The following is a 23,374-nucleotide window of genomic DNA, read 5'->3' as shown; positions in this document are numbered from 1 at the left end:
CACCATCACCACTTTTCCGCCACGCGCCGCATCAGCCCGCCCAGCCGGACCTCCACGTCGTCCATGATGGTCTGGATCTGCGCCTCGTCCGCCCTGCGCGGCACAAACACGGGCTCGCCGTACGCAATCTGCAGCCGCGCAAAGGGATGGGGAATCAGAAAGCGGTCCCATCCCCCGAAGTACGAGGCGCGGCTCGCGCCCGAGACCACGGGAATGATCGGCGCGCCCGTGCGCTGCGCGATGATCACCGGTCCCGGCTTCATCTTTTCCCGCGGGCCGCGCGGGCCATCCGGCGTAATCGCCAGCGAACGGCCCTGCTTTACGTGGCGGATCAACTCGCGCAGCGCGTCCAATCCGCCGCGGCTGCTGGATCCGCGCACAGCCGTATATCCCCAGCGGCGCACGGCACGGGTGATGTATTCCCCGTCGCGGTGCAGGCTTACGAGCGTAACCACGCCCTGGTGGCGGTGATGGTATGTGCACGGCAGCAGCCGCCCGTGCCAGAGCGTAAAGATGACGGGCTGCCCCGCGTCCCAGAACGGGCGGAAGTGCTCCTCCCCCTCCGTGCGGTACCGGCACGACGCCATCAATCCGTCCAGCGCCGCCCCGCCGAGCCCCGCGATCACCGACTCCTTGAGCGACAGCCGCGTCGTCATCTCCGACGGCAGCTCCGCGACGCGCGGCTCGCCTTCCGTCCCGCCCGGTTCGTCGCTCATCGGCCGCTCCGCTTCGCCGCGAGAAGGTCCGCCGCAAGCGCGGCCACCCGCGCGGACGCGCCCGGCCCGCCCAGCCGCTCGCGCACGTTCGCGAATCCGTCGATCATCCGCCTGCGCTCCGGCGATCCCTCGTCCAGCAGCGGCAGCACGGCGTCGGCGAGCGCGTCGGGCGTGGCGGCGTCCTGGATGAACTCCGGCGCCACTCGGTCCTCCGCGATCAGGTTGGCGAGCGCGATGTGCGGCACCTTCACCAGCCGGCGCGCCACGGCGTAGCTGGCGGCGTTCATCCGGTAGACCACGATGAGCGGCGTCAGCGCGAGGGCCGCCTCCAGCGTCGTCGTCCCGCTTTTGGCGACAGCGGCGGTCGCGTACTGCAGCAGCCCGTCCGCGCTCTCCACCAGCGGCCAGCGCGCGCCGGCGTACACCGCGCGGTCGATCCCGCCGGGCACGCCGATCACCACTTGGACGAGAGGATTCCGCGCGACCACGCGGTCCGCCGCGGCGCTGAACAGCTCCAGGTGCCGGCCGACCTCCTGCGCGCGGCTGCCGGGAAAGAGCGCCAGCACCGGCCGCGCGGGATCCAGCCCCCGCGAACGCGCCCACTCGTCTCGCGACAGCGGCGGATCGGCGCGGTCCAGCAGCGGATGCCCCACGAAGCGGGCGTTTACGCCACCTTTCCGCAGGAAATCCTCCTCGAACGGCAGAACGACCGCCACCTCGTCCGCGTCGCGCGCCAGGTCGCGCACCCGGCTCTTGTGCCAGGCCCACACCTGCGGCGCGATGTAGTACAGCACGGGAATCCCCGACGCTTTCGCATGCTTCGCGAGGCGCAGGTTGAAGCCGGGGTAGTCGATGGGGATGACCAGGTCCACGCGCTCGCGCTCCAGGGCGGCGAACACGCGCTTGCGCAGGTCCACAAAGAAGGGCAGATGGCGCAGCACCTCCACCAGCCCCATCACGGCGAGCTCGCGCAGGCCGGCCAGGAGCGACACGCCCTCCGCCTGCATCCGCGATCCGCCCAGGCCAATGAGCCGCGCGTCGGGAAAGCGCGTCCGCAGCGCCCGGGCGAGCGCCGCGCCGTGCAGGTCGCCGGACTCTTCGCCCGCGGAAATGAAGATGGTCGGCGGACGGCCGCCGCCGGAGGAAACCTCAGCCATCTATCGCAACGCCCGGGGGATGAACGTCCGCGGAGTGCGCGCGGTCACGCGCGCAGGTCGGCCGCGCCGGCGGCCGCGTGCTCCTCGATGCGCTCCATGATGCGCAGCGCCACCGCCAGCGCGTCCCGACCCGCCTCGCCGCTGACGACCAGCGGGCCCTCGCCGCGGACGGCGGACACCCACGCCTCCAGCTCCGCGCGCAGCGGCTCCTGCCCGTCGCCCTTCAGCTCGATCCGCTCCACCAGCCCCATCAGGGCGGCGACGCCGATCTCCCCGTCCGGCAGGCGCTGCCCGGGCTTCAGCCGCAGAAACTCGCCCGTCCCCGCGGCCAGGTCCAGCGACATGTAGCCGCTGTTCTGAAAGAACCGGACTTTCCGCATCCGCTCGAAGCTGACGCGGCTGGCGGTGATGTTGGCCACCGCGCCGTTGCTGAAGTTGAGCCGCGCGTTGGCGATGTCGGCGCTGGGCGTCAGCACCGGAACGCCGATCGCGTCCAGTCCATCCACCGGGCGGCGGACCAGGCCCAGGACGAGGTCGATGTCGTGGATCATCAGGTCCAGCACCACCGCCACATCCGTCCCGCGCGGGTTGAACGGAGCCAGCCGGTGGCTCTCCACGAAGCGCGGATCTTCCAGGTACGGCTCGCAGGCCCGCAGCGCGCCGTTGAAGCGCTCCACGTGCCCAGTGGCGACGACCAGCTTCTTTTCCGCCGCGGCGGAGACGATGCGGTTCGCCTCTTCCAGCGTGGAGGCGATCGGCTTCTCGATCAGCAGATGGACGCCCGCGGCGATGGCGGCCATCGCCACCTGCGCGTGCACCGTCGTGGGCACCGCGATCACCGCGGCGTCCACGTTTTCCAGCAGTTCATCGGCCGTGCGGAACGCGCGTACGCCGAGTTCGGACGCCACCTTCTCGCACCGCTCGGCGCTGTCGTCAAATACGCCGGCCATCTCCGCGCCCGCCACCTCGCGCAGAATGCGGGCATGGTGAAAGCCCAGGCTCCCCACGCCCAGCACGCCCACGCGCATCAGCGCGAAACTCCATGCGTGGAGCTCTCAAAAAAGCCCAGGAACTGCTCCACTTCCGGCAGCGACCGCAATTCCTCCCGCGCTCGGGCGAGCGCCTGCGTGGTGTTGTGCGTCGATCCGAAGAACAGGCGGTACGCGCGCTTCAGCTCGCGCCGCGTCTCCTCGTCAAAGCCGCGGCGCTGCAGGCCGACCGAGTTCAGCCCGTAGAGCTCCACCGGAATCCCCGCCGCCTTTACGAACGGCGGAATGTCCTTGGCAATGCGCGACTGCCCGCCCACGAACGCGTGCGCGCCGATGCGGACGAACTGCTGCACCGGCGTCATGCCGCCCACGATCACCCAGTCGCCAATGGTCACGTGGCCGGCCAGGTTCACCGCGTTGGCCAGGATCACGTGATCGCCCAGCACGCAGTCGTGCGCCACGTGCACGTAGCTCATCAGCATGCAGTCGCTGCCCACGGACGTGAGCCCGCTGGCCAGCGTGCCGCGGTTGAGCGTGGCGTACTCGCGAATTACCGTGCGCGCACCGACGACGAGGCGCGTGGGCTCGCCCTTGTACTTCAGGTCCTGCGGATCCGTCCCCAGCACCGCGCCCTGCGAGATGCGGCAGTCCTCGCCCACCTCGGTGTCGCGCTCGATCAGCACGTGGCTGGCGATCGTCGTCCGCGCGCCCACGACGACATTCGGACCGATGATGGAAAACGGCCCCACCGACACGTCCTCGCCCAGCTGCGCGGCGGGATCGATGATGGCGGTGGGATGGATCTTCGTCCCGTTCAGGATCGACATCGGCTCCACCTCAGCGGTCGACGACACGTGCCATCATCTCCGCCTCGGCGCACAGCTGGCCGTCCACGGTGCCCACTCCGCGCATCTTTACCGTTGCCCCGCGCACCTGCACCAGTTCCACCTCAAAGCGGATCTGGTCGCCCGGCGTCACCGGCCGACGCCAGCGGACGTTGTCCAGCCCCAGGAAGTAGATGACCTTGTCCTCCAGCCCCTCCACGTTCTCCAGCACCAGCAGCCCGCCCACCTGCGCCATCGCCTCGATGATCATCACCCCCGGCATCACCGGCCGCCCGGGGAAGTGGCCCTGAAAGAAGGGCTCGTTGATGGTGACGTTCTTGAGCCCGACGATGCGCTTGCGCTCCTCGAACTCCACCACCCGGTCCACCAGCAGGAACGGGTACCGGTGCGGCAGATACTGCATGATCTGCTCGATGTTGAGAATCGGCCGCGCCAGCGCCTTGCGTTCCGCGCGGGCGACCAGCTCCTTGGCGAGCGCGACGTTGCCCAGGTGCCCCGGCCGCTCGGCGACCACGTGCGCCCGCAGCCGCGCCCCGATCAGCGCCAGGTCGCCCACCACGTCCAGCGCCTTGTGCCGCACGAACTCATCCGCGAAGCGCAGCTCCGTCCCCTCCACCAGCCCCGTCTCGGACAGGACGACGGCGTTCTCCTGCGATCCGCCCATCGCCAGCCCGCGGCCGCGCATGGCGTCCACGTCGCGGGCGAAGCAGAACGTGCGCGCCGCCAGCACCTCGCTGGGAAAGCGGTCCGCGTCCACGCGAAAGCTGCCGAACTGCCGGCCGATCAGGGGATGGTCGAACTCGATCGTGGCCGAGATCCGCTGGTCCGGCGAGGGCGCCACCACGTACTCCGCGCCGCCCTTGGCGCTCAGCGAGAACGCCTCGTCCACCGTCAGAAAGCGGGCGGGCGCGTCCTGCTCCTCGCGCCCGCACTCCGCCAGCAGTTCATCAAACGGACGCGCGCTTCCGTCGGCGGCGGGCACTTCCTCGCCGCTGATCTCCACGTACGCGTTGTCGATCTGGCGGACCACCATGGCCGACAGGAGGTGCTCCACCGTGTGGACGCGCGCCTCCCCCAGGCCGATGGAAGTGCCCAGCTCCGTCCCCACCACGTGCGACACGTGGGCGGGCACCTCCGGCCGGCCCTCCAGGTCGGTGCGGCGGAAGACGATGCCCGTGTTGACGGGCGCGGGAACGAGGCGGAGCGTCACCTCGGCCCCGGTGTGAAGCCCCACCCCGCGCAGTTCCGAGGCGCGGGCGAGGGTGTTCTGGCGTGGCGTGGTCGTCTGCATTTCGCTCGATGGTCGGCTCAAGGGCCGTCAGTCTGCCCGGAAGCGGCCGGTGCGCCCTTCGCGCCCCGGCCCAGAACAATCGTTTCCAGCGCGCGCAGGCGCTGCACCAGCTTGGGAAGGGCGAACACCGCCGCCTGCACGCGCAGCGCCTCGCGGTGCGGCCGGGCCGGGTATCCGCTGACCGTTGCGCCGGCTTCCACGTTCCCCAGCACCCCGGCCTGCCCGCCCACCCGGGCGCCGGCGCCGATCTCGATGTGGCCCTGCACGCCGGCCTGGCCGCCCAGCACCGCGCCGTCGCCCACCCGCGTGCTCCCGCTGATTCCCACCTGGGAGACGATGATGACATTGCGGCCGATGCGGCAGTTGTGCCCGATCATGACCAGGTTGTCGATCTTGGTCCCCCGCCCCACCACCGTGTCGCCGATGGAGCCGCGGTCGATGGTGGTGTTGGCCCCCACCTCCACGTCCGCCTCCAGAATGCAGCGTCCCACCTGCGGCATCTTGCGCAGCCCGGCAGCGTCCGGGACGTAGCCGAAGCCGTCCGCGCCCAGCCGGGCCCCGCTGTGCACGATGCAGCGCTCGCCCAGCCGCACCCCGTCGTACAGCGTCACGTGGGGATGCAGCACCACGTCGTCGCCGATCTCGCACCCGCGCCCGACGACCGTCTGCGCGCCGATCCGCGCCCGCTCCCCCACCCGTGTCCCCTCGCCCACCACCGCGTACGGACCGACCGTAGCCGTGGATGCCACCACGACCCCGTCGCCCAGGACGGCCGTCGCGTGCACGCCGGGGGCGGCGGGCGTTTCGGGATAGAACAGCGGCAGCAGGCGTGCGAGGGCGCGGCGCGGGTCGTCCACCCGCACCGCGCTCATCCCGGCGGGAAGCTGCACCCGGGCGTCGCGCGCGACGAGCACGGCGCCGGCCCGGGACGCGTGAATGTACGGGTGGTATCTCGCTTCGGCAACGAACGACAGGTGTCCGGGCCCGGCTTCTTCCAGCGGGGCCACCCCGTGCAGCGTGAGCGTGCCGTCGCCCTCCAGGTCGCCCTCCGCGATGCGTGCCACCTCCGCCGCCGTCAACTCCGCCATGTGCTTCTGATGAGATGGTTCAGCGTGGTCTCTGATGGGGATGGACCACGACGGGAACAGCTGATGATTGGGGCGTGCCCCTCCGCTGCGCTCCGGGTCGGGCTTCGCGCGCCGTAAGGCACGATACGACTGTGCCTAACGGCGCCGAGCCCCCTCCGTTCCGGGGCAACGATACAGCAGTTGCCCCTGCACTCCGCGGTCTCGGCCCTGCGGGCGCGAATCCCTCACGCGAAAAGAAGTGCGTGAGTGCTGGGTGCGTTAGTGCTGGCCCGGAGGGGCGCCGGCTCCCCGGCAACCAGGCCGGAGCCGCCACGGCTTTTCACCTTCGCACTTTCGCACTCTCGTACTTCCGCACTCCCGTACTGTCGTTCGCACTAACGCACTCACGCACCCCGCACTCACGCACTTCCCTTCCCCTAACGACGATGCCCGTGACATCCTCTGTCACGGGCATCGAAGCTAGCGGCGCGCGGGGCGCCCCGCAAATTCCAGCCGGGCGAAGGCTTACGGGCGGCGCGGGCCGGCCGGGGCCGGAGCGGCCGCGCCGGCGGGGGCCGGCGTGCCGCCCAGGCGGCGCACCACCTGGTCCGTCACGTCCAGCGCCGGGTCCACCGCCACGATCACGCCCTCCGGGGGATCCATGATGAAGCTGAAGCCGCCCGCCGCGCGCACTTCCTCCAGCACGCCGCGAATGCGCTCCATCACCGGACGCACCAGCTCCTGCTCGCGGCTCTGCACCTGCTGCTGAATCTGCTGCGCGCGCTGCTGGTACGCCGCAAACTGCTGCTGCAGCGCCTGCTGGCGCTGCTGGCGCACCGCGTCGGTCAGCCCGGCCTCGCCGCGGAGCGCCTGGTCGGCGCGGCCCAGACGGGCCTCCAGCGAGTCGATCTCCGCGCGCTGCGTGGCAAACTCGCGCTCCAGCGTGGTGCGCACGCCGGCGAACGCCGGCGTTTCGGCCAGCACGCGCTGCGAGTTGATGTATCCCATCTTGAGCTGCGCCTGGGCAGGAGCCGCGGTGGCGGCCAGGGCCAGGGCGCCCGCAAAGGCGAACGACAGAATGCGCTTCATTTCAGGTAGTCTCCTGAATCTCGGGGGTTAAAAGGAATTGCCCAGCTTGAAGTGGATCTCCCAGCCCGGCTCGGGGCGGTCGAATCCGTACGCCGCGTCGATGCCGATGGCGCCCAGGAACGGGGTCACCAGCGTGGCGCCCACGCCCGCGCCGCGGTACAGCCGCGACGTGGGGTTGAACTCGCCCACCGAGCCGTACACGTTGCCCGCGTCGCCAAAGGCCGATACCGACAGCGCGTCCGTCAGGCGCAGCGCGTACTCACCCGTCACGGTGAAGAAGGCGTCGCCCAGGCAGCCCAGCTCCAGGCTGCGGTTGCAGGCCAGGCTGTAGCCGCGCGGACCGATGGTGCTTTCCTGGTAGCCGCGCAGCGGCTGGCCGAACTGCACGCCGCCCACGTAGAAGCGCTCAAACGGAAGCGGTCCCGCGTCGCCGAAGATGGCGCCCGCGCGTCCCTGCAGCCCCAGCGCCATGGTCGGCGAGCGGGGCGAGCTGCCCAGCTTGCCCACCGGCACCCACCACTCGGCCTGCGTAAACAGCTTCTGGAAGTTGGCGCTGCCGCCCAGCGGGCCGCCCGTCTGCTCCAGCTGCACCGACTGCCGCGTTCCCGATGTGGGAAAGAGCGGGTGGTTCTTGGTATCGCGCGCCACCGAGGCCGAAAGCGTGCTGGCCGTGGCGTCGGGAAGGCAGAACAGGCTGCTGGAGCCCGAGCACGCTTCCTCGTCGTCCGTCTCGTACGCCGTGCGCGACAGCGAGTAGCCCAGGAACGCCCGGGTGCGCTGCGATCCCGGAACCGGGAAGCCGAACTGCAGCGAGGCGCCCGTGCGGGTGCGGCGCCCGTTGCCGAAGCGCGCGTACCGGTCGCCGGAGCGGAATACCGACACACTGCCGGAGTTGCGCCCGCCGTTGATGGCCGGGTCGGTGTAGCTCAGCTCCAGCGTGCTGCGGCCGTAGCCGATCTCCGCGCGCACGTTGGCCTGCTTGCCCTGGCCGAACAGGTTGGGCTCCTGAAAGCCCAGGAAGCCGGCGAAGCGCCCGCTGTTGCCGCTGTACGGCGAGCCGCCGAACACCGTGCCGAAGTTCACGCTCCCCGTCTGCTTTTCCTTGACGTGGAAGGTGATGTCCACCGTCCCCGTCTCCGGGTTGGGAACGATGTCGGGCACCGGCATGGGCGTTTCAAAGAAGCCCAGGCCCGAGATCGCCTGGTAGCTCTGCATCACCCGCGCTTCGCTGTACACGTCGCCCGGCACCACCCACAGACGGTCGCGGATCACCGACTCGTGCGTGTTGGTGTTGCCCGCGAACGCCACCCGGCGGATGTAGAACGGCTGCTGCTCGGAAACGGCCAGCGACACGTTCACCCGCGGAGGCTGCCCCGCCGCGCCCGGAATGCGCTGCACGTTGGGAATCACCTGCGCGTACAGGTAGCCCTCGTTGCGGTACTGCTGCTCGATGGCGCCCGCGGCCGCGTTGAGCGCGCCCTGGTCGAACACCTCGCCCGCCTCGCGCTCGCGCTGGCTGCCAAAGGGCAGGCCCAGCACCGAGCGGCGCTGCGTGGTGAACTGCTCGGCCAGGATCTCGCTGGGAAAGCGCGAGTTGCCTTCCACGTTGAAGTCGCCCAGCCGGTACTGCGGGCCCTCGGCCACCTCGATGGTCAGCCGCGCCTTGCCCGTGGCGGGGTCCACCACCAGGGTGTCGCGCACCACGGCGAAGTCGATGTACCCGTGCGATCCGTAGAAGTCCGGCAGGTTGGTGCGCAGGTCCTCGTCAAAGGTCGTGCGGTCGAACTTGCCGGTGCGGAACCACAGGAAGCCTTCTTCCCGCGTGCTCAGCGCGCCCTTCAGCACGTCGTCGCCAAAGGCCTGGTTGCCCACGAAGTCGATGTCCGAGATCGCCAGGCGGTTGCCCTCGCGCACCGTAAAGGTGAGCCGCACGCCGCCCGTGGCCACCGGCTGCGTCGCCGTGTCCACTGCCAGCACCTGCACGCCCTTCTTGGCCAGCATGTCGCGGATCAGCTTGCTGGCGGCCGCCACGCGCTGCGGCTCCAGCGGGGTGTTCTCGCGCAGGCCGGCCGAGTCGCGCACGGTGCTGCCCGAGATGCTGCGCAGCCCTTCGAAGCGCACCTCGGCCAGAATCGGCCGCTCGCGCAGGTCCACCACCAGCGGGCCGTGGCCCGCCTCGGCGTTGCGCACCGAAATCTGCACCGACTCGTAGTTGCCCGACGCCATCAGGCGGCGGATGGCGTCCTGCACCACCGGCGCGGTCACCGTGGCGCCGGGGCGAAGCCCCAGCGACGAGCGGACGGCCGCGTCGGAAATCCGCGCCGACCCGCGCACCACCACGGTGTCCACCACGAACCCAGGAGGGGGCGCGGTCGGGGTACCGGTGGTCTGTGCGCGGGCGAGGCGGGGGGTCAGTACCCCGGAGGCGAAAAGGAGGAGGGCCGCCGCGGCGGCCCGTCCCCGAATGGAGTGAAACACCTGGATTCTATTACACGGTCTGGGTTTTCGACGGAACCCGGAAGGCCAGTTTCTGGCGATCCTCGGCGACCGACACCTCGATCTCGTCGCCCGGGCTGTACTCCGACCCGAGGATCTTCTCCGAGAGCGGATCCTCAAGATACCGCTGAATGGCCCGCCGCAGGGGGCGCGCGCCGAACTTCTCGTCGTAGCCGTGCTCGACCATGAAGTCGATGGCTTCGTCGGTCAGCTTCAGCGAAAGCTCCTCTTCCTTGAGCCGGTTCTCCACGTCCCGCAGCAGGTTGTGGATGATGGAACCGATCTGCTCGCGGGTCAGCGGGTGGAACACGATCACGTCGTCCAGCCGGTTGATGAACTCCGGGTTGAACGAGCGGTCGATCTCCTCCTTGACCTTTTCCTCCATGCGGTCGTATTGCGTCTGCGCGCTGGGGGCGTGGAATCCCAGCCCCGGACCCTTGCCGATGTCGCGGGCGCCCAGGTTGGAGGTCATGATCACCACCGTGTTCTTGAAGTCGATCACCCGGCCGTAGTTGTCGGTCAGGTGGCCTTCGTCAAGCACCTGCAGCAGCAGGTTGAACACGTCCGGGTGCGCCTTTTCGATCTCGTCCAGCAGCACCACCGAGTACGGCTTGCGCCGCACGGCCTTGGTGAGCGTGCCGCTGTCCTCGTACCCCACGTATCCCGGAGGCGCGCCGATCAGCCGCGACACCGAGAACTTCTCCATGTACTCCGACATGTCCACGCGGATCAGCGCGTTGCGGTCGGCGAACAGGAACTCCGCCAGCCCGCGCGCCAGCTCCGTCTTGCCCACGCCCGTGGGCCCGGCAAAGATGAACGAGCCGATGGGACGGTTGGGGTCCTTGAGGCCGGCCCGGCTGCGCCGGATGGCCCGCGAGATGATCTCCACCGCGCGGTCCTGCCCCACGATGCGCTGGTGCAGCTCCCCTTCCATGTTCACCAGGCGGGCCGTTTCGGCCTGCTTCAGGCGCGTGACCGGAATGCCGGTCCAGCGGCTGACGATGAACGCCACGTCCTCTTCGCTGAGCGCGGGACGGTTGGTCTTGCGCTCTTCTTCCCAACTCTTTTCGCGGTCCTGAATGCGCTTCTGCAGGTCGCGCTCAAAGTCGCGCAGCTCGGCGGCACGCTCGAAGTCCTGGTCGCGGATGGCGCCGTCCTTCTTGCCGGCCACTTCCTCCAGCTGCTTCTTGAGCTCTTCCACGTCCGGCGGCGGCACCTGCGTCTGCAGGCGCGCCCGGGCACCGGCCTCGTCAATGACGTCGATGGCCTTGTCCGGCAGGAACCGGTCGGTGATGTAGCGCTCCGACAGCTTCACCGCCGCCTCGATCACCTCGTCGGTGATGCGGATGCGGTGGTGGTCCTCGTAGTGGCCGCGCAGCCCGGTGACGATCTGAATGGCCTCGTCGATGGACGGCGGATCCACGTTCACCGTCTGGAAGCGGCGCTCCAGGGCGCCGTCCTTTTCAATGTACTTGCGGTACTCGTTCAGCGTCGATGCGCCCACGCACTGCAGCTCGCCGCGGGCCAGCGCCGGCTTGAGCATGTTGCTGGCGTCGATGGCGCCTTCCGCGGCGCCCGCGCCCACCAGCGTGTGCAGCTCGTCGATGAACAGGATGATGCTCTTGTTCTGGCTGATCTCGTTCATCACCGCCTTGAGCCGCTCCTCGAACTGGCCGCGGTACTTGGTGCCGGCGATGACGGCGGCCATGTCCAGCGAGAGCACGCGGTAGTCGCGCAGGCTGTCGGGGCACTTGCCTTCGGCAATCAGCTGCGCCAGACCCTCGACGATGGCCGTCTTGCCCACCCCGGGCTCGCCGATGAGCACGGGGTTGTTCTTCTTGCGGCGCGACAGGATCTCCATCACCCGCTCGATCTCTTCCGCCCGCCCGATGGTGGGGTCCAGGTCGCCCTGGCGCGCCAGCTCGGTCAGGTCGCGGCAGAAGTGGTCCAGCGCGGGGGTCTTGCTCTTCTTTTCGCCCTTGGGCGTGGTGCCGGCTCCGGCGGCGGCCGCGGGGGCGCCGGCCGTGGGGGCGGCGTTGGGCTCGCTTCCCAGCAGCTTCAGGGTTTCGCGGCGCGCGTCTTCCAGGCTCACCCCGAGCTGCGTCAGCACCTCGGCGGCGATCCCCTTTTCTTCGCGCAGCAGCCCCAGCAGCAGGTGCTCGGTGCCCACGTAGGAGTGATTGAGCTCGCGCGCCTCGGCCATGGCGAACTCCAGGACCTTCTTGGCGCGCGACGTATAGGGAAGCTCGCCCAGCGCGATGGTGGCCTTGCCGCGCCGAACCGACTCTTCGACCTTTTCCTGCACCTGCTCCAGGTCGACGTTCAGGTTGTTCAGCACGGCCGCGGCGACGCCCTCGCCCTCGCGGATGAGTCCCAGAAGGATGTGCTCGGTCCCGACGTAGTCGTGCTGCAGGCGGATGGCCTCCTCGCGGGCCATGGCCAGGACCTTCCGCACGCGGTCGGTAAAGTTGTAATTCATTGTCAGCAGGACCTTGGTTCGGGCGGGACCACGTTCATTCTGCACTCGGCCGGAGGGCCGGGTTACGCATTCGCCGCGCCAGATTCCTCAGCGGCCAGGACCCCCCGAACGAACGCCGCGCGGCGTACGTCCAGGTCTCCCTCGGGGAGCCGCCCGCGGGCCGCGCGCTCCAGATGCGCGGACTGGGCGAAGATCATGATCCGGTTGAGGGTCTGTACACGAACGTTCTCGATTAGTTTCAGCCCCACCCCCAGCCGCACGCCGCTCAGCAGGTTCATCACCTCTTCGAACGAAGTGGACCGCGCGTGCCGCAGCAACCCGTACGCGCGCCACACCTTGTCCTCAATCACCGTCGGTGCGTCGCGCAGCAGGACGGAGCGGGCCTGCGTCTCGTACTGCACCACCTGCTGCACGATGCGCTGCAGGTGGTCGATCAGGTCCTCTTCCGTCTTGCCCAGCGTGGTCTGGTTGCTGATCTGAAAGAAGTTGCCCACCACGTCGCTTCCCTCGCCGTACAGGCCGCGGAAGGTGAGCCCCACCTGGCTGATCCCCTGCAGCACCTTGGCGATTTCCTGCGTCAGCACCAGCCCCGGCAGGTGCATCAGCACACTGGCGCGCAGCCCCGTGCCGACGTTGGTGGGACAGCTGGTCAGGTAGCCGAACTCGGGATGAAAGGCGTAGGGTACGCGCTGCCCCATCTCGTCGTCCAGCCGCTCCACGTCGCGCCACGCGTCGCGCAGGCGGAATCCGCCCACGATGTTCTGCAGGCGCAGGTGGTCTTCCTCGTTCACCATCACGCTCAGCCCCTCGCCGGGGGCCAGGACCAGCGCGGTGTGCGTGGGCGCCACGTGCCCCTCGCCGCCGATCAGCTCGCGGCTGACCAGGTGGCGTTCAAGGAGCAGCTGCCGCTCGGTGTCGTCCAGCGTGCTGACGGTGACGTTGCGGCCGCTCTGCAGCGAAGGCGCCGCGTCGGCCGCGGCCAGCGTCAGGCGCAGCACCTCGCCGCGGTCGTCCGCGTCCGCCCGCGTGCCGAAGCGGAAGTTGCGGAGGTTGCGCGCCAGGCGGATGCGCGTGCTGAGCACGATGTCGCTGTTGGGGCCGTCCGCGCGCAGCCAGGCCAGCCCGGCGTCCGGGTCGCCGTCCAGAAAGCGTTCCTTCACCCCTGCACCTCCTGTCCGGCTTCCAGGCGGCGGATCTGGTCGCGCAGCGCGGCCGCCCGCTCGAAGTCTTCGCTGTCCACCGCGCGTCCCAGCCCGCGGCGCAGGCTCACCAGCCGCGCGGTGCGGTCCGTTTCCGTAGGGTCCTTGGGCAGATACACCTTGCCACTGTGCTGCGTGCCGCCGTGCAGCTTGCGCAGCAGGCCGCGCAGCGACGTGTCGAACACGGAATAGCAGCGGGCGCACCCCAGCCGGCCGGTCTTCTTGAAGTCCGCCAGAGTCAGGCCGCACGAGGGACAGGTGCCCGCCGTGGTGGCCGTTTCCGAGGCGATGGCCTTGCCCATCTGGGCGATGAAGTCCGCCAGCGGCGCGCTGGGCCCCGCGCCGCCGGACGACAGGCCCATGGTTTCCGCGCACACCTCGCACAGGTGGCGCGTGGTCATTTCGTTGTTCTGAATCTGGGTGAGGTGGATGGCCGCCTCGTTCTTGCCGCAGTTTTCACACAGCATCCCGCAGTCCTCCCGGTTCCCCCGCCCCGCCCTCCAGGGCGGCGCGGGCGTCCACCAGCTGTCCCCCGTGCAGCCGCATCACGCGGTCCGCGCGCGCGGCCAGGGAAAGGTCGTGCGTCACCAGCACCATGGCCGCCCGCTCTTCGCGGCAGACCCGGAACAGGTGTTCGTGCAGGCGCTCGCTCGTGTCGGGGTCCAGGTTGCCCGAGGGCTCGTCCGCCAGCAGGGCGAGAGGACGATTCGCCAGCGCCCGCGCCACCGCCACGCGCTGCTGCTCGCCGCCGGACAGCTGCGCGGGCTTGTGCTCCACCCGCCCGGCGAGCCCGACGAGTTCCAGCAGTTCCCGCGCGCGGTCCCGCGCGGCGCGCTCGGCCACGCCGGTAATCAGCTGCGGCATCATCACGTTCTCCAGCGCGGAAAACTCGCGCAGCAGGTGATGAAACTGGAACACGAATCCCACGCGTCGTCCGCGCAGACGCGCCAGCGCCTCGTCCCTCAGCCCCGCGATGCGCTCTCCGCCGATGGAGACGTCGCCGGCGTCCGGCCGGTCCAGCGCGCCGATCACCTGCAGCAGCGTGCTCTTGCCGCTGCCGGACGCGCCGATGACGGATACCATCTCCCCCGCGTGCACCTCCAGGTCCACCCCGTCCAGCACGCGGATGGGGGTGCCGTCGCCGCCCACGTAGGTCTTGCTCACCCCGTGCGCGGCCAGCGCCGGCGCCGTGCTCCGGTCGATGCTACTCATGACGGATCGCCTCCACCGGGTCCAGCCGCGCGGCCTGCCATGCCGGATACACCGTGGCGAGAAAGGAGATCACCACCGTCGACAACAGGATCCCCGCCAGGTCCAGCGGATCCACCTTCACCGGCAGGTAGCTTACGAAGTACACCTCGCCGGGAATGCGGATCAGCCGGAAGTGGTCCGTGACCCACGACACCAGCACGCCGCCCGCCCCGCCGATCACCGCGCCCACCATGCCGATCACCAGCCCCTGCATCATGAACAGGTGCAGGATGCGGCGCGACGTCATCCCCATCGATTTCAGGATGCCGATTTCCCGCGTCTTGTCCGTCACCACCATCACCAGGGTGGAAACGATGTTGAAGGCGGCGACGATGACGATCAGCAGCAGGATGAGGCCCAGGGCCAGCTTTTCCAGCTTGAGCGCGTTGAACAGCGACGCGTTCATGTCCATCCAGTTGTCCGTCCGATAGGGCAGCCCCAGCGCGCGCTCGATGCGCGTTCCCGCCGGCGCCGCGGCGTACGGGTCCTTGAGGCGCACCTCCAGCCCGCTCACCGCCTCGCCCAGCCCGGACAGCTCCTGCGCCGCCTCGCGCGACGTGTACGAGAACTTGCTGTCGTACTCGAACATCCCGGTGCGGAATCCGCCCACGAACTCGAAGTACTCCATCTTGGGCGAGGGGCCCATGGGCGTCATGCGGATGTTGGTGAACGAGACGACCGTCACCGTGTCCCCGGGAATCAGCCCCAGCCGGCTGGCCAGCCCCTGCCCCGCCGCCAGCGCGGGAAGCCCGGACCGCGTGGGTCCCAGGCTGATGCCGGCCTTGCGCAGGATGGACGGGATGTCCGTCGACAGCGACGACGGCCCCTGCGTCTCGATCCCGCGCATCACCGCGCCCTCACTGTAGCCGCCACGGTTGCGCAGCCCCACCTCGGTCTGGATGAACGGCCCCGCGGCCTGCACGTCCTTCATCTTGCGCACGGAATCCAGCGGCGTGCGCCAGTCCGGCATCCGCATTCCCTCGCCGTAGGTGAGGACGAAGATGTGCGGATTGACGCCCAGGATGCCGCGGCGCAACTCGTTCTGCAGCCCGTTCATCACCGCGGTGACGATGATGAGCGCCATGACACCCACCGACACGCCGCCGATGGCGATGAGGGTGATGAGCGACAGAAACTTCGTCCCGCGCCGCGAGGAGAGGTAGCGGCGTGAGATGCGCCACTCCAGCCTCATCGGGCACCCGCCAGGAACGAGGGAATAGGGAATAGGGAATAGGGAATAGGACAGACGATCACGCATGCGATCGTCTGTCCGCCCTGGTTCCCCGTCGCCACTGCCCTCATTCGGGCCTCATGGTGGGGAACAGAATGACGTCGCGGATGGAGGGCGACCCGCTCAGGATCATCACCAGGCGGTCGATGCCCATGCCAAAGCCGCCGGTGGGCGGCATGCCGAACTCCATGGCGCGCAGAAAGTCCTCGTCCAGCGGCTGCGTCTCTTCATCCCCCGCCGCGGCCAGGCGCGTCTGCGACTCGAAGCGCTCGCGCTGGTCGATGGGATCGTTCAGCTCGCTGTACGCGTTGCACAGCTCCTTGCCGGCCACCATCAACTCGAAGCGCTCCGTGAGCGACGGGTCACCGCGCTTGGGCTTGGCGAGGGGTGACATCTCCCGCGGGTAGTCCGTGATGAACGTCGGCTGGATCAGCTTGGGCTCCACGAGGGCGCCGAACAGCTCGTCGATCAGCTTGCCGCGCCCCATCGACCTGGCGTCCTCCGCGGACACGCCCACGCGCCGCACGGCTTCCCGCAGGTCGTCCTCGCTCCCCGTCTCCACCTCCACCCCGCCGATCTCCCGCAGCGCCTCATACATCGTAAAGCGCGCGAACGGCTGGTCGAAGCGGATCTCGTGGCCGCCGAAGCGCACCGGCGCGCCGCCCAGCGCCTCGTGCGCGACGTAGGCCAGAAGCTCCTCGGTGAAGCGCATCACGTCCTCGTAGTCCATGTAGGCGGCGTAGAACTCCACCATGGTGAACTCGGGGTTGTGAAAGCGGCTGAGCCCTTCGTTGCGGAAGTTCTTGGCGATCTCGTAGACGCGCTCCATCCCGCCCACGATCAGGCGCTTGAGGTACAGCTCATCCGCGATGCGCAGGTAGAGCTGCATGTCGAGCGCGTTGTGGTGCGTGGTGAAGGGACGCGCGAGCGCCCCGCCGTACAGCGGCTGCAGCACCGGCGTCTCCACCTCCACGAAGCCGCGGTCGTCCAGAAAGCGGCGCACGGCGCTGACCGTCTTGGCCCGCAGGACAAAGGTGTCGCGCACTTCCGGGTTTACGGCCAGGTCGGCGTAGCGCTGCCGGTAGCGCGCCTCCACGTCGGTGAAGCCGCTGTAGACGCGGCGCTCGCCCGTTTCCGCGTCCACCTCTTCCTTGCCCAGCGGAAGGGGCCGCAGCGCCTTGCTGAGCAGGTGGAACGACGTGACCCAAACGGAAATTTCGCCAGTTCGGGTTCGGAAGAGCGTTCCTTCCGCCCCAAGCCAATCCCCAAGATCAAGTAGATCGAGCAGATCGTAGTCCGCAGTCAAATCATTGACGCGAAAATACAACTGCAGTTTGCCCGTGCGGTCAGCTAAGTGTGCGAAGGTGCTCTTCCCCATCACGCGCTTACTAACGAGTCGCCCCGCTACTCTGACCCAAATATTGTCTTCACCCTCTTCCGACGTAGCGTCGCCATTACGTTCCTCTCGTTCGACGAACATCCGAATGGCCTCAGCCACAGGATGTAAGTGGTCATACGAGTAGGCGTATGGCTCTACGCCCCGCGCCCGCAGGCGCGCCAGCTTGGCCACGCGGTCCGCCACGACGCGCTCATCCGTGAGCGCGTCGGACACCGTCAGCGACTCGTCACTCATCCGTGTGCACGGCCCCGTACTGCCGCAGGTAGGCGTGGATGAACGGCTCCAGATCCCCGTCCATCACCTTCTGGACGTCGGGCACCTTGAGCTCGGTGCGGTGGTCGTTGACCATGGTGTACGGCTGAAAGACGTACGAGCGGATCTGGCTGCCGAAGGCGATGTCGGTCTTGGTGTTCTCCAGCTTCGCCTTTTCCGCCTCCTGCTCCTCCAGCGCGCGCTGGTAGAGCGCGGCCTTGAGCATCTTCATGGCCGTCGCGCGGTTCTTGTGCTGCGAGCGCTCCTGCTGGCAGGCCACCACGATGCCGGACGGGAGGTGGCGCAGGCGCACCGCGGACGACGTCTTGTTGACGTGCTGGCCGCCGGCGCCGGACGCGCGGTACACGTCCATCTCGATGTCTTCTTCGCGCACTTCGATGGTGATCGTGTCATCCACCGAGGGATACACGAACACGGAGGCGAACGACGTGTGGCGCCGCGCAGCGCTGTCGAACGGCGAGATGCGGACGAGGCGGTGCACGCCGCGCTCGGCCTTGAGAAAGCCGTACGCGTACTGCCCGCGGATTTCCAGCGTGGCGTCCTTGATGCCGGCTTCTTCGCCCTCCTGAAGGTCGAGGAGTTCCACGTCGAAGCCGTGGCGCTCGCCGAACCGGGTGTACATGCGCAGAAGCATCTGCGCCCAGTCCTGGCTTTCGGTGCCGCCGGCGCCGGGATGGATGGTCACCAGCGCGTCGCGGTGGTCATCCGGGCCCTGCAGCATGTTCTTGAGTTCCAGCTGCTCCAGCGCGGGGCCCAGCGCCTCCACTTCGGCCTGCACCTCGGCGGCCATGCCCTCGTCGTTCTCCACCTCAAGCAGGTCGAGCATGTCGCCCAGGTCGGTCACCTTCCCCGACATGGTCTCCCACGGCTCCACCCAGCCCTTGACGCGGTTGGTTTCGGCAATGACGTCGCGGGCCTTTTCGCCGTCGTTCCAGAACGACGGGTCGGCCATGCGGGACTCCAGCTGCCTCAGCTTCTCCTGCTTGGCAGCCAGGTCAAAGAAACCTCCCCAGCTCATCGAGCCGGTTGCGGTACGTTTCAAGGTCGGTGCGAAGATTGTTGCTCATCGTCAGTCGGTTTGTGGCAACGACAAGGGCCGCCCGGGAGAGCGGCCCCATTCATTGTACGCCCCGGGGAATGTATCCGTTCCGGGAAGTGCTGGAAAGTACGGGGGGGTACGGCACTCCGGAAGCCCCGGCGGGATGGCAGCGCCCCGAGCCGTGGAGTAGGGCATCGGACCCCTGGAACCGCAGACGTGCGCCGACTCGCATAAATCCGCCGAGGCGAAGCTCAGTCGTCGAGCGTCACCCGTCCGACAGAGGTGCCCGCAGGCAGACCGCGCAGCTTGGCGAGAAGCTGGGCAGAGATGCTCCAGTACACCTCGAGATCGATGATTTCAAGGTTCGCAATGTCATCTGCTCCCCCCAGATACAGGGGCTTTCTGTACCCCACGCACTCGCCGTACGCCGGAACCGCGCCTCCCGCCGCCAGCCACCGCTTGAAGAATTCATGGGCGGCGACGGCGTCCGGCTCCTGCACGAGCAGCCCGTCGTGAAAGGTGTCCATGGTCGCCGGCAACTCGAGAACCTCGCCCGTGCCGGGTTCAAGCAAAAGGATCTGAGGCCTGCCGCCAACGACGCGGGCCAAGTCCGTCGCGAACTGGTTTCCGAGCCAGTCAATCCCGAAGCAGTCGATGCGCCCGCCGAAGTCCGGAAACGCCTCCACGGCCAACGCGGTGTACCGATCGCGATCAGCGCTCGCATGCTGCCGGTAGGCCCCGCCCAAAAACGTCTGGTACGGCCCGCCCCCACCCTCAAGGCCAGCCGTCCCGGCCTCTGGACGGATCTTTCGTTTCAGGAAACTGAACATGAATCTCCTATGGCGCGAGCGGATCCTGCCGGGAGGGAAGCGGTTTGCGGGTGAGGAGCCATGAACGTGGCGCATGTCGGAGCGGGCAGGCGCATGGCGGGGCGGGCAGATCGCGGGAACCCGGTAGGGCGACGGACAAACGCCCGGACAGTCCGGGAGGCGCGTTCACCAGGACTGTCCGGACCGGGTCCTCACCCGAACGGCGAGAAGCGCTGTCGTTGGATGATCTGTCGCTGCACGAGGATCTTCGTCCCGTGGCCGCGAGGGGCCCGCGGTCACGCGCGTACAGCGCCCCTGCCAAGCGCCGCGGAGATCCTGCTAGAAGATTACCTGCCCCTTGGCGAGGATCTCGTTGAGCGAATCGCGGAAGTGCGGCGTGCTGCGCGCCGTCTCCGTGCCCACCTGCCCCACGTACTCCTCCCAGCTCTTCTTGATCTCCTCCATGAACTCGCGCTTGAGCGAGCCGTCCGCGAGCGCCTTGTCGCGCCGCTCGGGATAGTACATGACGATGTCGGAGATCAGCGCGCGGGCCAGGCGCCGGGCCTTGGCGCCGGGATCGGACGAGCCGAACCCGAATCCGCCGGAGCGCGCAGGAGCCGCGGCCGCGGGAGCCGGCGCGGCGGCAGATGCGGGTGCAGCGGCGGGCGCGGAAGCCGGCGCGGGACGCGGTGTCGGCGCCGGAGAAGCCACGGCGGGAGCAGCCGGAGCGGGCGTGGAAGCCGGCGGGGAGGGAGCCGGTGCCGGGGCGGCCGCGGGAAGCGCTGCGGGCGCCTCGGCGGCGACCGGCGTGGTGACGATGGGCGCGTGCGTGGTGACCGTCGGCGCGTCCGCGGGCGGGGGCGCGGCAGGCGCGGGGGCCGGCTCAGGAGCCGTCGCGGCGCTCGCGGCCGGGGCCTCGGTGGACGCCAGCACCGGCGCGGGCGCGGGCGACCCCGCCACCTCGAACACGCCGCGGCAGATGGAGCAGCGGACGCGAACGCCGCCGGCCGGAACCTTGGCGGGATCCACGCGGAAAACGGTGCTGCAGTGCGTGCACTGGGCGTTCATGGCCTTGTTCGCGGAATGTTCAGAGTCCCTCAACCCAGCGGCGGCGGCGCGTCGTTGTGCCGCCGGTCCACGACGTAGATGGAGCCGGAGAAAGTCTTGGCGTAGGCCTTCATCTCCGTCGCCAGTTCGCTGATCTGCGCCGTGTGCACGAACCGGCGGTGCTCGTTGGTCACCACGCCGATGGACAGCGTCATCAGCGGCACCTCGTACTCCTCCCCGCGGCGGTCCTTGCCGCGAAAGAAGCCGCGCTTCTGGTCTTCTTCGGCGTAGTGCAGCGGAATCAGCTCGCTGAACACGCTGATCACGTCCTCGCAGCACTGCCGGAAGTCTTCCAGCGGCGCGTTGAAGATGAAGTCGTCGCCGCCGATGTGGCCCACGAACGCGCTGGGCGAGTACGCCCGCACGATGTCGCGCAGGATGCGCGACAGAATCAGAATCACCCGATCGCCGTTGTTGTAGCCGTAGCGGTCGTTGAATTCCTTGAAGTGGTCCAGGTCGCAGTAGCACACCGCGAAGCGGGCTCCCGCGCGCAGCCGCTCCGCGATGTCGCGCTCGATCTGCACGGTGCCGGGAAGCAGCGTCGTGGGATGCACGCTCACGTCGCGCTCGGCGCGGCGCAGCGCCAGGCGCAGCCGGAGTTCGCACTCGCGCTGCGACAGTCCGTCCGCCAGCACCTCGTCGGCGCCGGCCTCCAGGGCGAGCGCGGCCGCGTCGTCCCCGCCCGCCTCGCCGCCACCGGCCACGTAGACGATGAGGGGGACGACGGACGTGAACGCCACGCCCTTGAGGTGGCGGCAGAGCTCCAGCACCTGCCCGGCGTCGGGAGAGCCGTCCAGCACGAGCGCGGCCGGGTACGCACGGCCCACGCGCTCCAGCACGTCCGCGGCGCTGGCGGCGTCCACCAGCGGCAGCCCCCGCTCGTCCGCGAACTCGCGGACGGTCTGGGGCGCGGCGCGGCCGTGCGGCGAAAAGTGCAGAAGAATGCGCTGGGGCATGGACGGGGAGCGAAGTAGAACCGCTGAAAAACGGCGGAAAGATTTTATCCGGCGGCGGCCGGGGCTGTCAAACCCCGGATCAGGCCGGGGTGCCCGCGGCGGCTTCCAGCGGCCGCGCCTCGTCAATCAGCAGGATCGGAATGCCGTCGCGCACCTCGTAGCGCAGGCGGTCGCGCTCGCACACCAGCGACTCCGGGTCCTGATCGTAGCGAAGGTCGCCCTTGCACTTGGGGCACACCAGAAGGTCCAGCAGCCACGGTTCAATCACGCGTTCTTCTCCGGATTGGGTACAGAAAAGCCGAAGCGCTGCAGCTGCAGAGGGTCCTTGCGCCAGCGCGGCACCACCTTGACCCACAGGTCCAGGTACACGGGCCCGCCCACGAACTCCTCGATCTTCAGCCGCGCCGACTGGCCCAGCCGCTTGATGGCCGCCCCGCCCTGCCCGATGATGATGGCCTTCTGGGTGGGCCGTTCCACGTAGATCGTGGCGCGGATGTACAGCGGCGACGAATTCTCGCGGAATTCGTCCACCTTTACGGCGATGCTGTACGGCACCTCTTTCTCGAACAGCTCGAACGCGGCCTCGCGCACGAACTCCGAAACAAAGAAGCGCACCGGCTGCGACGAGATGTCGTCTTCGGGAAAAAGGAAGGGCGATTCCGGAAGCCGGCGCGCGATCTCGGCCCGCAGTTCGTCGATCCCCGTTCCCGCCAGCGCCGACACCTCCCACGGCTCCAGCCCGAAGCGCTCCCGCGACCAGTTGCGCACCGTCTCAAGCTGCGCGGGCTTGGCCAGGTCGTGCTTGTTGCTGATGACCAGCAGCGACTTGGCCAGCGTCAGCAGCCGCAGCACGTCGGGGGAGAACTCGGGCATGCCCGCGGCGGCGTCCACCAGCAGCAGCACCACATCGGCGTCGTCGATGACCTCCGTGGCGGCGTACAGCATGGCGCGGTGCAGCAGGTAGCGCGGCTCCACCAGGCCGGGCGTGTCGATGAACACCATCTGCACGCCGTCGCGCGAGTCGATGCCCAGCACCCGTTCACGCGTGGTCTGGGCCAGCGGCGTGACGATGCTGAGCTTCTGCTCCACCAGCCGGTTCATCAGCGACGACTTGCCGGCATTGGGGTAGCCGACCAGGGCCACGTAGCCCGCGCGCGTGGCGGCGGAGGTCCCGGCGGGCGAATCGTCGTCGCGGGTCACGGCATCAGGTTGGTGCTCAACGGAATCCATGCGCGAATCTATTCCCCGCGAAGCCATACCCGCAAGGCAATTCGTGAGATAATCCGCAATGCGCCGCGGCCGCGGTCCACGGTCTACCACTTGCCGCCACCCGCTCGCCGCACACACGACAGCCGTGGACCGGCCGATCACCTGCACCGGATCGTCCCCACGCGGCCGATCGCCTCCGCTTCTCGCGTCGTCCGTCTGCGCGGGCGGTGTTGGAGAAAGGATTCGCGATGGAGAGGAGGACTGTGCGGCCGAGCCTGGCCACGTCCCTCTGCCCGTTCTCGCGCGGATGGTAGATCCTTCGTCGGCGCCCGGCTCGGTGCGACGGAGAGTCCCGTCGGCGCCGCCTCAGGATGACGCCGTGGGGCGCCCGACGAGAACGATGGTGCTCTCGAGAGAGTGCGCGAGCGTGCACGAGGTCCGCGGCCGCAGTCCGCGGAGGCGGACTTCGCGTGTTTCGAGGCGCGGTTTCAACCGCCGGACGGATCTCCGCCGCACGATGCCGCGCTTGGCCCGGAGCACGGGTTGGCCTGGAGCACGCACCTGGCCTGGAGCACGCGGCCGCCCGGGTGCGGAGGCGGCGCCGCAGGGACGCTCCAGACGCCCCACTCTCGTACTCTCGTACCTTCGTACGCGTACTGACGCACTCACGCACTGGTGTACAAACGCAGAAACGCCCGCCCCGAGCGTGAAGCTCGAGACGGGCGGTTCTGAAGATAAGGCCGGCGGCGCCGTACTCTCCCACCGGGTGGCC

General features: G+C 69.0%; 20 protein-coding genes. All 20 read right to left on the bottom strand.

The window, feature by feature from the left end:
* Window positions 1–5 precede the first annotated feature (5 nt).
* The 20 genes from HNQ61_RS22125 to era all read right to left on the bottom strand — a co-directional run bounded on the left by HNQ61_RS22125 (window position 6) and on the right by era (window position 22,593).
* Window positions 6–716: a lysophospholipid acyltransferase family protein gene (locus HNQ61_RS22125; RefSeq protein WP_170036955.1), complete on the bottom strand. Its 711-nt coding sequence runs from the start codon at window positions 714–716 to the stop codon at window positions 6–8.
* Window positions 713–1,873 (bottom strand): lipid-A-disaccharide synthase, encoded by a 1,161-nt coding sequence (lpxB, locus tag HNQ61_RS22120; RefSeq protein WP_170036952.1) that lies wholly within the window; start codon window positions 1,871–1,873, stop codon window positions 713–715. Before lpxB ends, HNQ61_RS22125 begins: the two co-directional genes overlap by 4 nt.
* Before the next feature lie 44 nt (window positions 1,874–1,917).
* Window positions 1,918–2,901 carry a Gfo/Idh/MocA family oxidoreductase gene (locus HNQ61_RS22115; RefSeq protein ID WP_170036949.1) on the bottom strand — a complete coding sequence of 328 codons (984 nt, stop codon included), beginning with the start codon at window positions 2,899–2,901 and terminating at the stop codon, window positions 1,918–1,920.
* Window positions 2,901–3,689: an acyl-ACP--UDP-N-acetylglucosamine O-acyltransferase gene (gene lpxA / locus HNQ61_RS22110; RefSeq protein ID WP_170036946.1), complete on the bottom strand. Its 789-nt coding sequence runs from the start codon at window positions 3,687–3,689 to the stop codon at window positions 2,901–2,903. The genes HNQ61_RS22115 and lpxA overlap by 1 nt, the downstream gene beginning before the upstream one ends.
* A gap of 10 nt (window positions 3,690–3,699) precedes the next feature.
* Window positions 3,700–5,019: a bifunctional UDP-3-O-[3-hydroxymyristoyl] N-acetylglucosamine deacetylase/3-hydroxyacyl-ACP dehydratase gene (locus HNQ61_RS22105; protein WP_170036943.1), complete on the bottom strand. Its 1,320-nt coding sequence runs from the start codon at window positions 5,017–5,019 to the stop codon at window positions 3,700–3,702.
* Window positions 5,016–6,086 carry a UDP-3-O-(3-hydroxymyristoyl)glucosamine N-acyltransferase gene (gene lpxD, locus HNQ61_RS22100; protein WP_170036940.1) on the bottom strand — a complete coding sequence of 357 codons (1,071 nt, stop codon included), beginning with the start codon at window positions 6,084–6,086 and terminating at the stop codon, window positions 5,016–5,018. The genes HNQ61_RS22105 and lpxD overlap by 4 nt, the downstream gene beginning before the upstream one ends.
* Window positions 6,087–6,590: 504 nt before the next feature.
* On the bottom strand, window positions 6,591–7,154 hold the full coding sequence (locus tag HNQ61_RS22095; RefSeq protein ID WP_170036937.1) for an OmpH/Skp family outer membrane protein: 564 nt from the start codon (window positions 7,152–7,154) through the stop codon (window positions 6,591–6,593).
* A 27-nt stretch (window positions 7,155–7,181) separates the two neighbouring features.
* On the bottom strand, window positions 7,182–9,503 hold the full coding sequence (bamA, locus tag HNQ61_RS22090) for an outer membrane protein assembly factor BamA (RefSeq protein WP_170036935.1): 2,322 nt from the start codon (window positions 9,501–9,503) through the stop codon (window positions 7,182–7,184).
* Window positions 9,504–9,642: 139 nt separating this feature from the next.
* Complete coding sequence (locus HNQ61_RS22085) at window positions 9,643–12,129, bottom strand: ATP-dependent Clp protease ATP-binding subunit (RefSeq protein ID WP_170036933.1); 2,487 nt, start codon at window positions 12,127–12,129, stop codon at window positions 9,643–9,645.
* 62 nt (window positions 12,130–12,191) lie between these two features.
* Window positions 12,192–13,289 carry a protein arginine kinase gene (locus tag HNQ61_RS22080; RefSeq protein ID WP_170036931.1) on the bottom strand — a complete coding sequence of 366 codons (1,098 nt, stop codon included), beginning with the start codon at window positions 13,287–13,289 and terminating at the stop codon, window positions 12,192–12,194.
* Entirely contained in the window at window positions 13,286–13,795 is a 510-nt protein-coding gene (locus HNQ61_RS22075; RefSeq protein ID WP_170036929.1) for a UvrB/UvrC motif-containing protein, read from the bottom strand. Before HNQ61_RS22075 ends, HNQ61_RS22080 begins: the two co-directional genes overlap by 4 nt.
* Window positions 13,785–14,540, bottom strand: coding sequence for an ABC transporter ATP-binding protein (locus HNQ61_RS22070; protein WP_170036927.1), 756 nt, complete (start codon window positions 14,538–14,540; stop codon window positions 13,785–13,787). The genes HNQ61_RS22075 and HNQ61_RS22070 overlap by 11 nt, the downstream gene beginning before the upstream one ends.
* Window positions 14,533–15,771 carry an ABC transporter permease gene (locus HNQ61_RS22065; protein ID WP_170036925.1) on the bottom strand — a complete coding sequence of 413 codons (1,239 nt, stop codon included), beginning with the start codon at window positions 15,769–15,771 and terminating at the stop codon, window positions 14,533–14,535. The genes HNQ61_RS22070 and HNQ61_RS22065 overlap by 8 nt, the downstream gene beginning before the upstream one ends.
* A gap of 106 nt (window positions 15,772–15,877) precedes the next feature.
* Window positions 15,878–17,443 carry a lysine--tRNA ligase gene (gene lysS, locus HNQ61_RS22060; RefSeq protein WP_170036923.1) on the bottom strand — a complete coding sequence of 522 codons (1,566 nt, stop codon included), beginning with the start codon at window positions 17,441–17,443 and terminating at the stop codon, window positions 15,878–15,880.
* Window positions 17,436–18,549 (bottom strand): peptide chain release factor 2 gene (gene prfB / locus HNQ61_RS22055; RefSeq protein WP_338088143.1). Its coding sequence is split into 2 segments (ribosomal slippage): window positions 17,436–18,491 and window positions 18,493–18,549, totalling 1,113 coding nucleotides; the frame shifts between segments, so codons are not numbered across the junction. Before prfB ends, lysS begins: the two co-directional genes overlap by 8 nt.
* Before the next feature lie 223 nt (window positions 18,550–18,772).
* The gene (locus HNQ61_RS22050) at window positions 18,773–19,351 is read right to left on the bottom strand and encodes a T6SS immunity protein Tdi1 domain-containing protein (protein WP_170036919.1); all 579 of its coding nucleotides are present in this window, start codon (window positions 19,349–19,351) and stop codon (window positions 18,773–18,775) included.
* A gap of 318 nt (window positions 19,352–19,669) precedes the next feature.
* The gene (locus tag HNQ61_RS22045; protein ID WP_170036917.1) at window positions 19,670–20,398 is read right to left on the bottom strand and encodes a zinc-ribbon domain-containing protein; all 729 of its coding nucleotides are present in this window, start codon (window positions 20,396–20,398) and stop codon (window positions 19,670–19,672) included.
* 29 nt (window positions 20,399–20,427) lie between these two features.
* A complete protein-coding gene (locus tag HNQ61_RS22040; protein ID WP_170036915.1) occupies window positions 20,428–21,393 on the bottom strand; it encodes a GGDEF domain-containing protein in 966 nt (321 codons plus the stop codon).
* Window positions 21,394–21,472: 79 nt separating this feature from the next.
* Window positions 21,473–21,661, bottom strand: a complete 189-nt coding sequence (locus HNQ61_RS22035; RefSeq protein WP_221239714.1) for a Trm112 family protein — start codon at window positions 21,659–21,661, stop codon at window positions 21,473–21,475.
* Window positions 21,658–22,593, bottom strand: a complete 936-nt coding sequence (gene era / locus HNQ61_RS22030) for a GTPase Era (RefSeq protein ID WP_170036913.1) — start codon at window positions 22,591–22,593, stop codon at window positions 21,658–21,660. The genes HNQ61_RS22035 and era overlap by 4 nt, the downstream gene beginning before the upstream one ends.
* Between the last annotated feature and the right edge of the window lie 781 nt (window positions 22,594–23,374).

The organism is Longimicrobium terrae, assembly GCF_014202995.1.
In the GTDB taxonomy this organism is placed as follows: Bacteria; Gemmatimonadota; Gemmatimonadetes; order Longimicrobiales; family Longimicrobiaceae; genus Longimicrobium; species Longimicrobium terrae.
Note: the sequence above shows the minus strand (reverse complement) of the source record. Positions and strands in the feature narration are given on the sequence as shown.

Excerpts from the sequence above, each read along its gene's own strand:
- HNQ61_RS22125 (WP_170036955.1), bottom strand. The coding sequence starts at position 716 with ATGAGCGACGAACCGGGCGGGACGGAAGGCGAGCCGCGCGTCGCGGAG.
- lpxB (WP_170036952.1), bottom strand. The coding sequence starts at position 1,873 with ATGGCTGAGGTTTCCTCCGGCGGCGGCCGTCCGCCGACCATCTTCATT.
- HNQ61_RS22115 (WP_170036949.1), bottom strand. The coding sequence starts at position 2,901 with ATGCGCGTGGGCGTGCTGGGCGTGGGGAGCCTGGGCTTTCACCATGCC.
- lpxA (WP_170036946.1), bottom strand. The coding sequence starts at position 3,689 with ATGTCGATCCTGAACGGGACGAAGATCCATCCCACCGCCATCATCGAT.
- lpxD (WP_170036940.1), bottom strand. The coding sequence starts at position 6,086 with ATGGCGGAGTTGACGGCGGCGGAGGTGGCACGCATCGCGGAGGGCGAC.
- HNQ61_RS22095 (WP_170036937.1), bottom strand. The coding sequence starts at position 7,154 with ATGAAGCGCATTCTGTCGTTCGCCTTTGCGGGCGCCCTGGCCCTGGCC.
- HNQ61_RS22085 (WP_170036933.1), bottom strand. The coding sequence starts at position 12,129 with ATGAATTACAACTTTACCGACCGCGTGCGGAAGGTCCTGGCCATGGCC.
- HNQ61_RS22075 (WP_170036929.1), bottom strand. The coding sequence starts at position 13,795 with ATGCTGTGTGAAAACTGCGGCAAGAACGAGGCGGCCATCCACCTCACC.
- HNQ61_RS22070 (WP_170036927.1), bottom strand. The coding sequence starts at position 14,540 with ATGAGTAGCATCGACCGGAGCACGGCGCCGGCGCTGGCCGCGCACGGG.
- HNQ61_RS22065 (WP_170036925.1), bottom strand. The coding sequence starts at position 15,771 with ATGAGGCTGGAGTGGCGCATCTCACGCCGCTACCTCTCCTCGCGGCGC.
- lysS (WP_170036923.1), bottom strand. The coding sequence starts at position 17,443 with ATGAGTGACGAGTCGCTGACGGTGTCCGACGCGCTCACGGATGAGCGC.
- HNQ61_RS22050 (WP_170036919.1), bottom strand. The coding sequence starts at position 19,351 with ATGTTCAGTTTCCTGAAACGAAAGATCCGTCCAGAGGCCGGGACGGCT.
- HNQ61_RS22045 (WP_170036917.1), bottom strand. The coding sequence starts at position 20,398 with ATGAACGCCCAGTGCACGCACTGCAGCACCGTTTTCCGCGTGGATCCC.
- HNQ61_RS22040 (WP_170036915.1), bottom strand. The coding sequence starts at position 21,393 with ATGCCCCAGCGCATTCTTCTGCACTTTTCGCCGCACGGCCGCGCCGCG.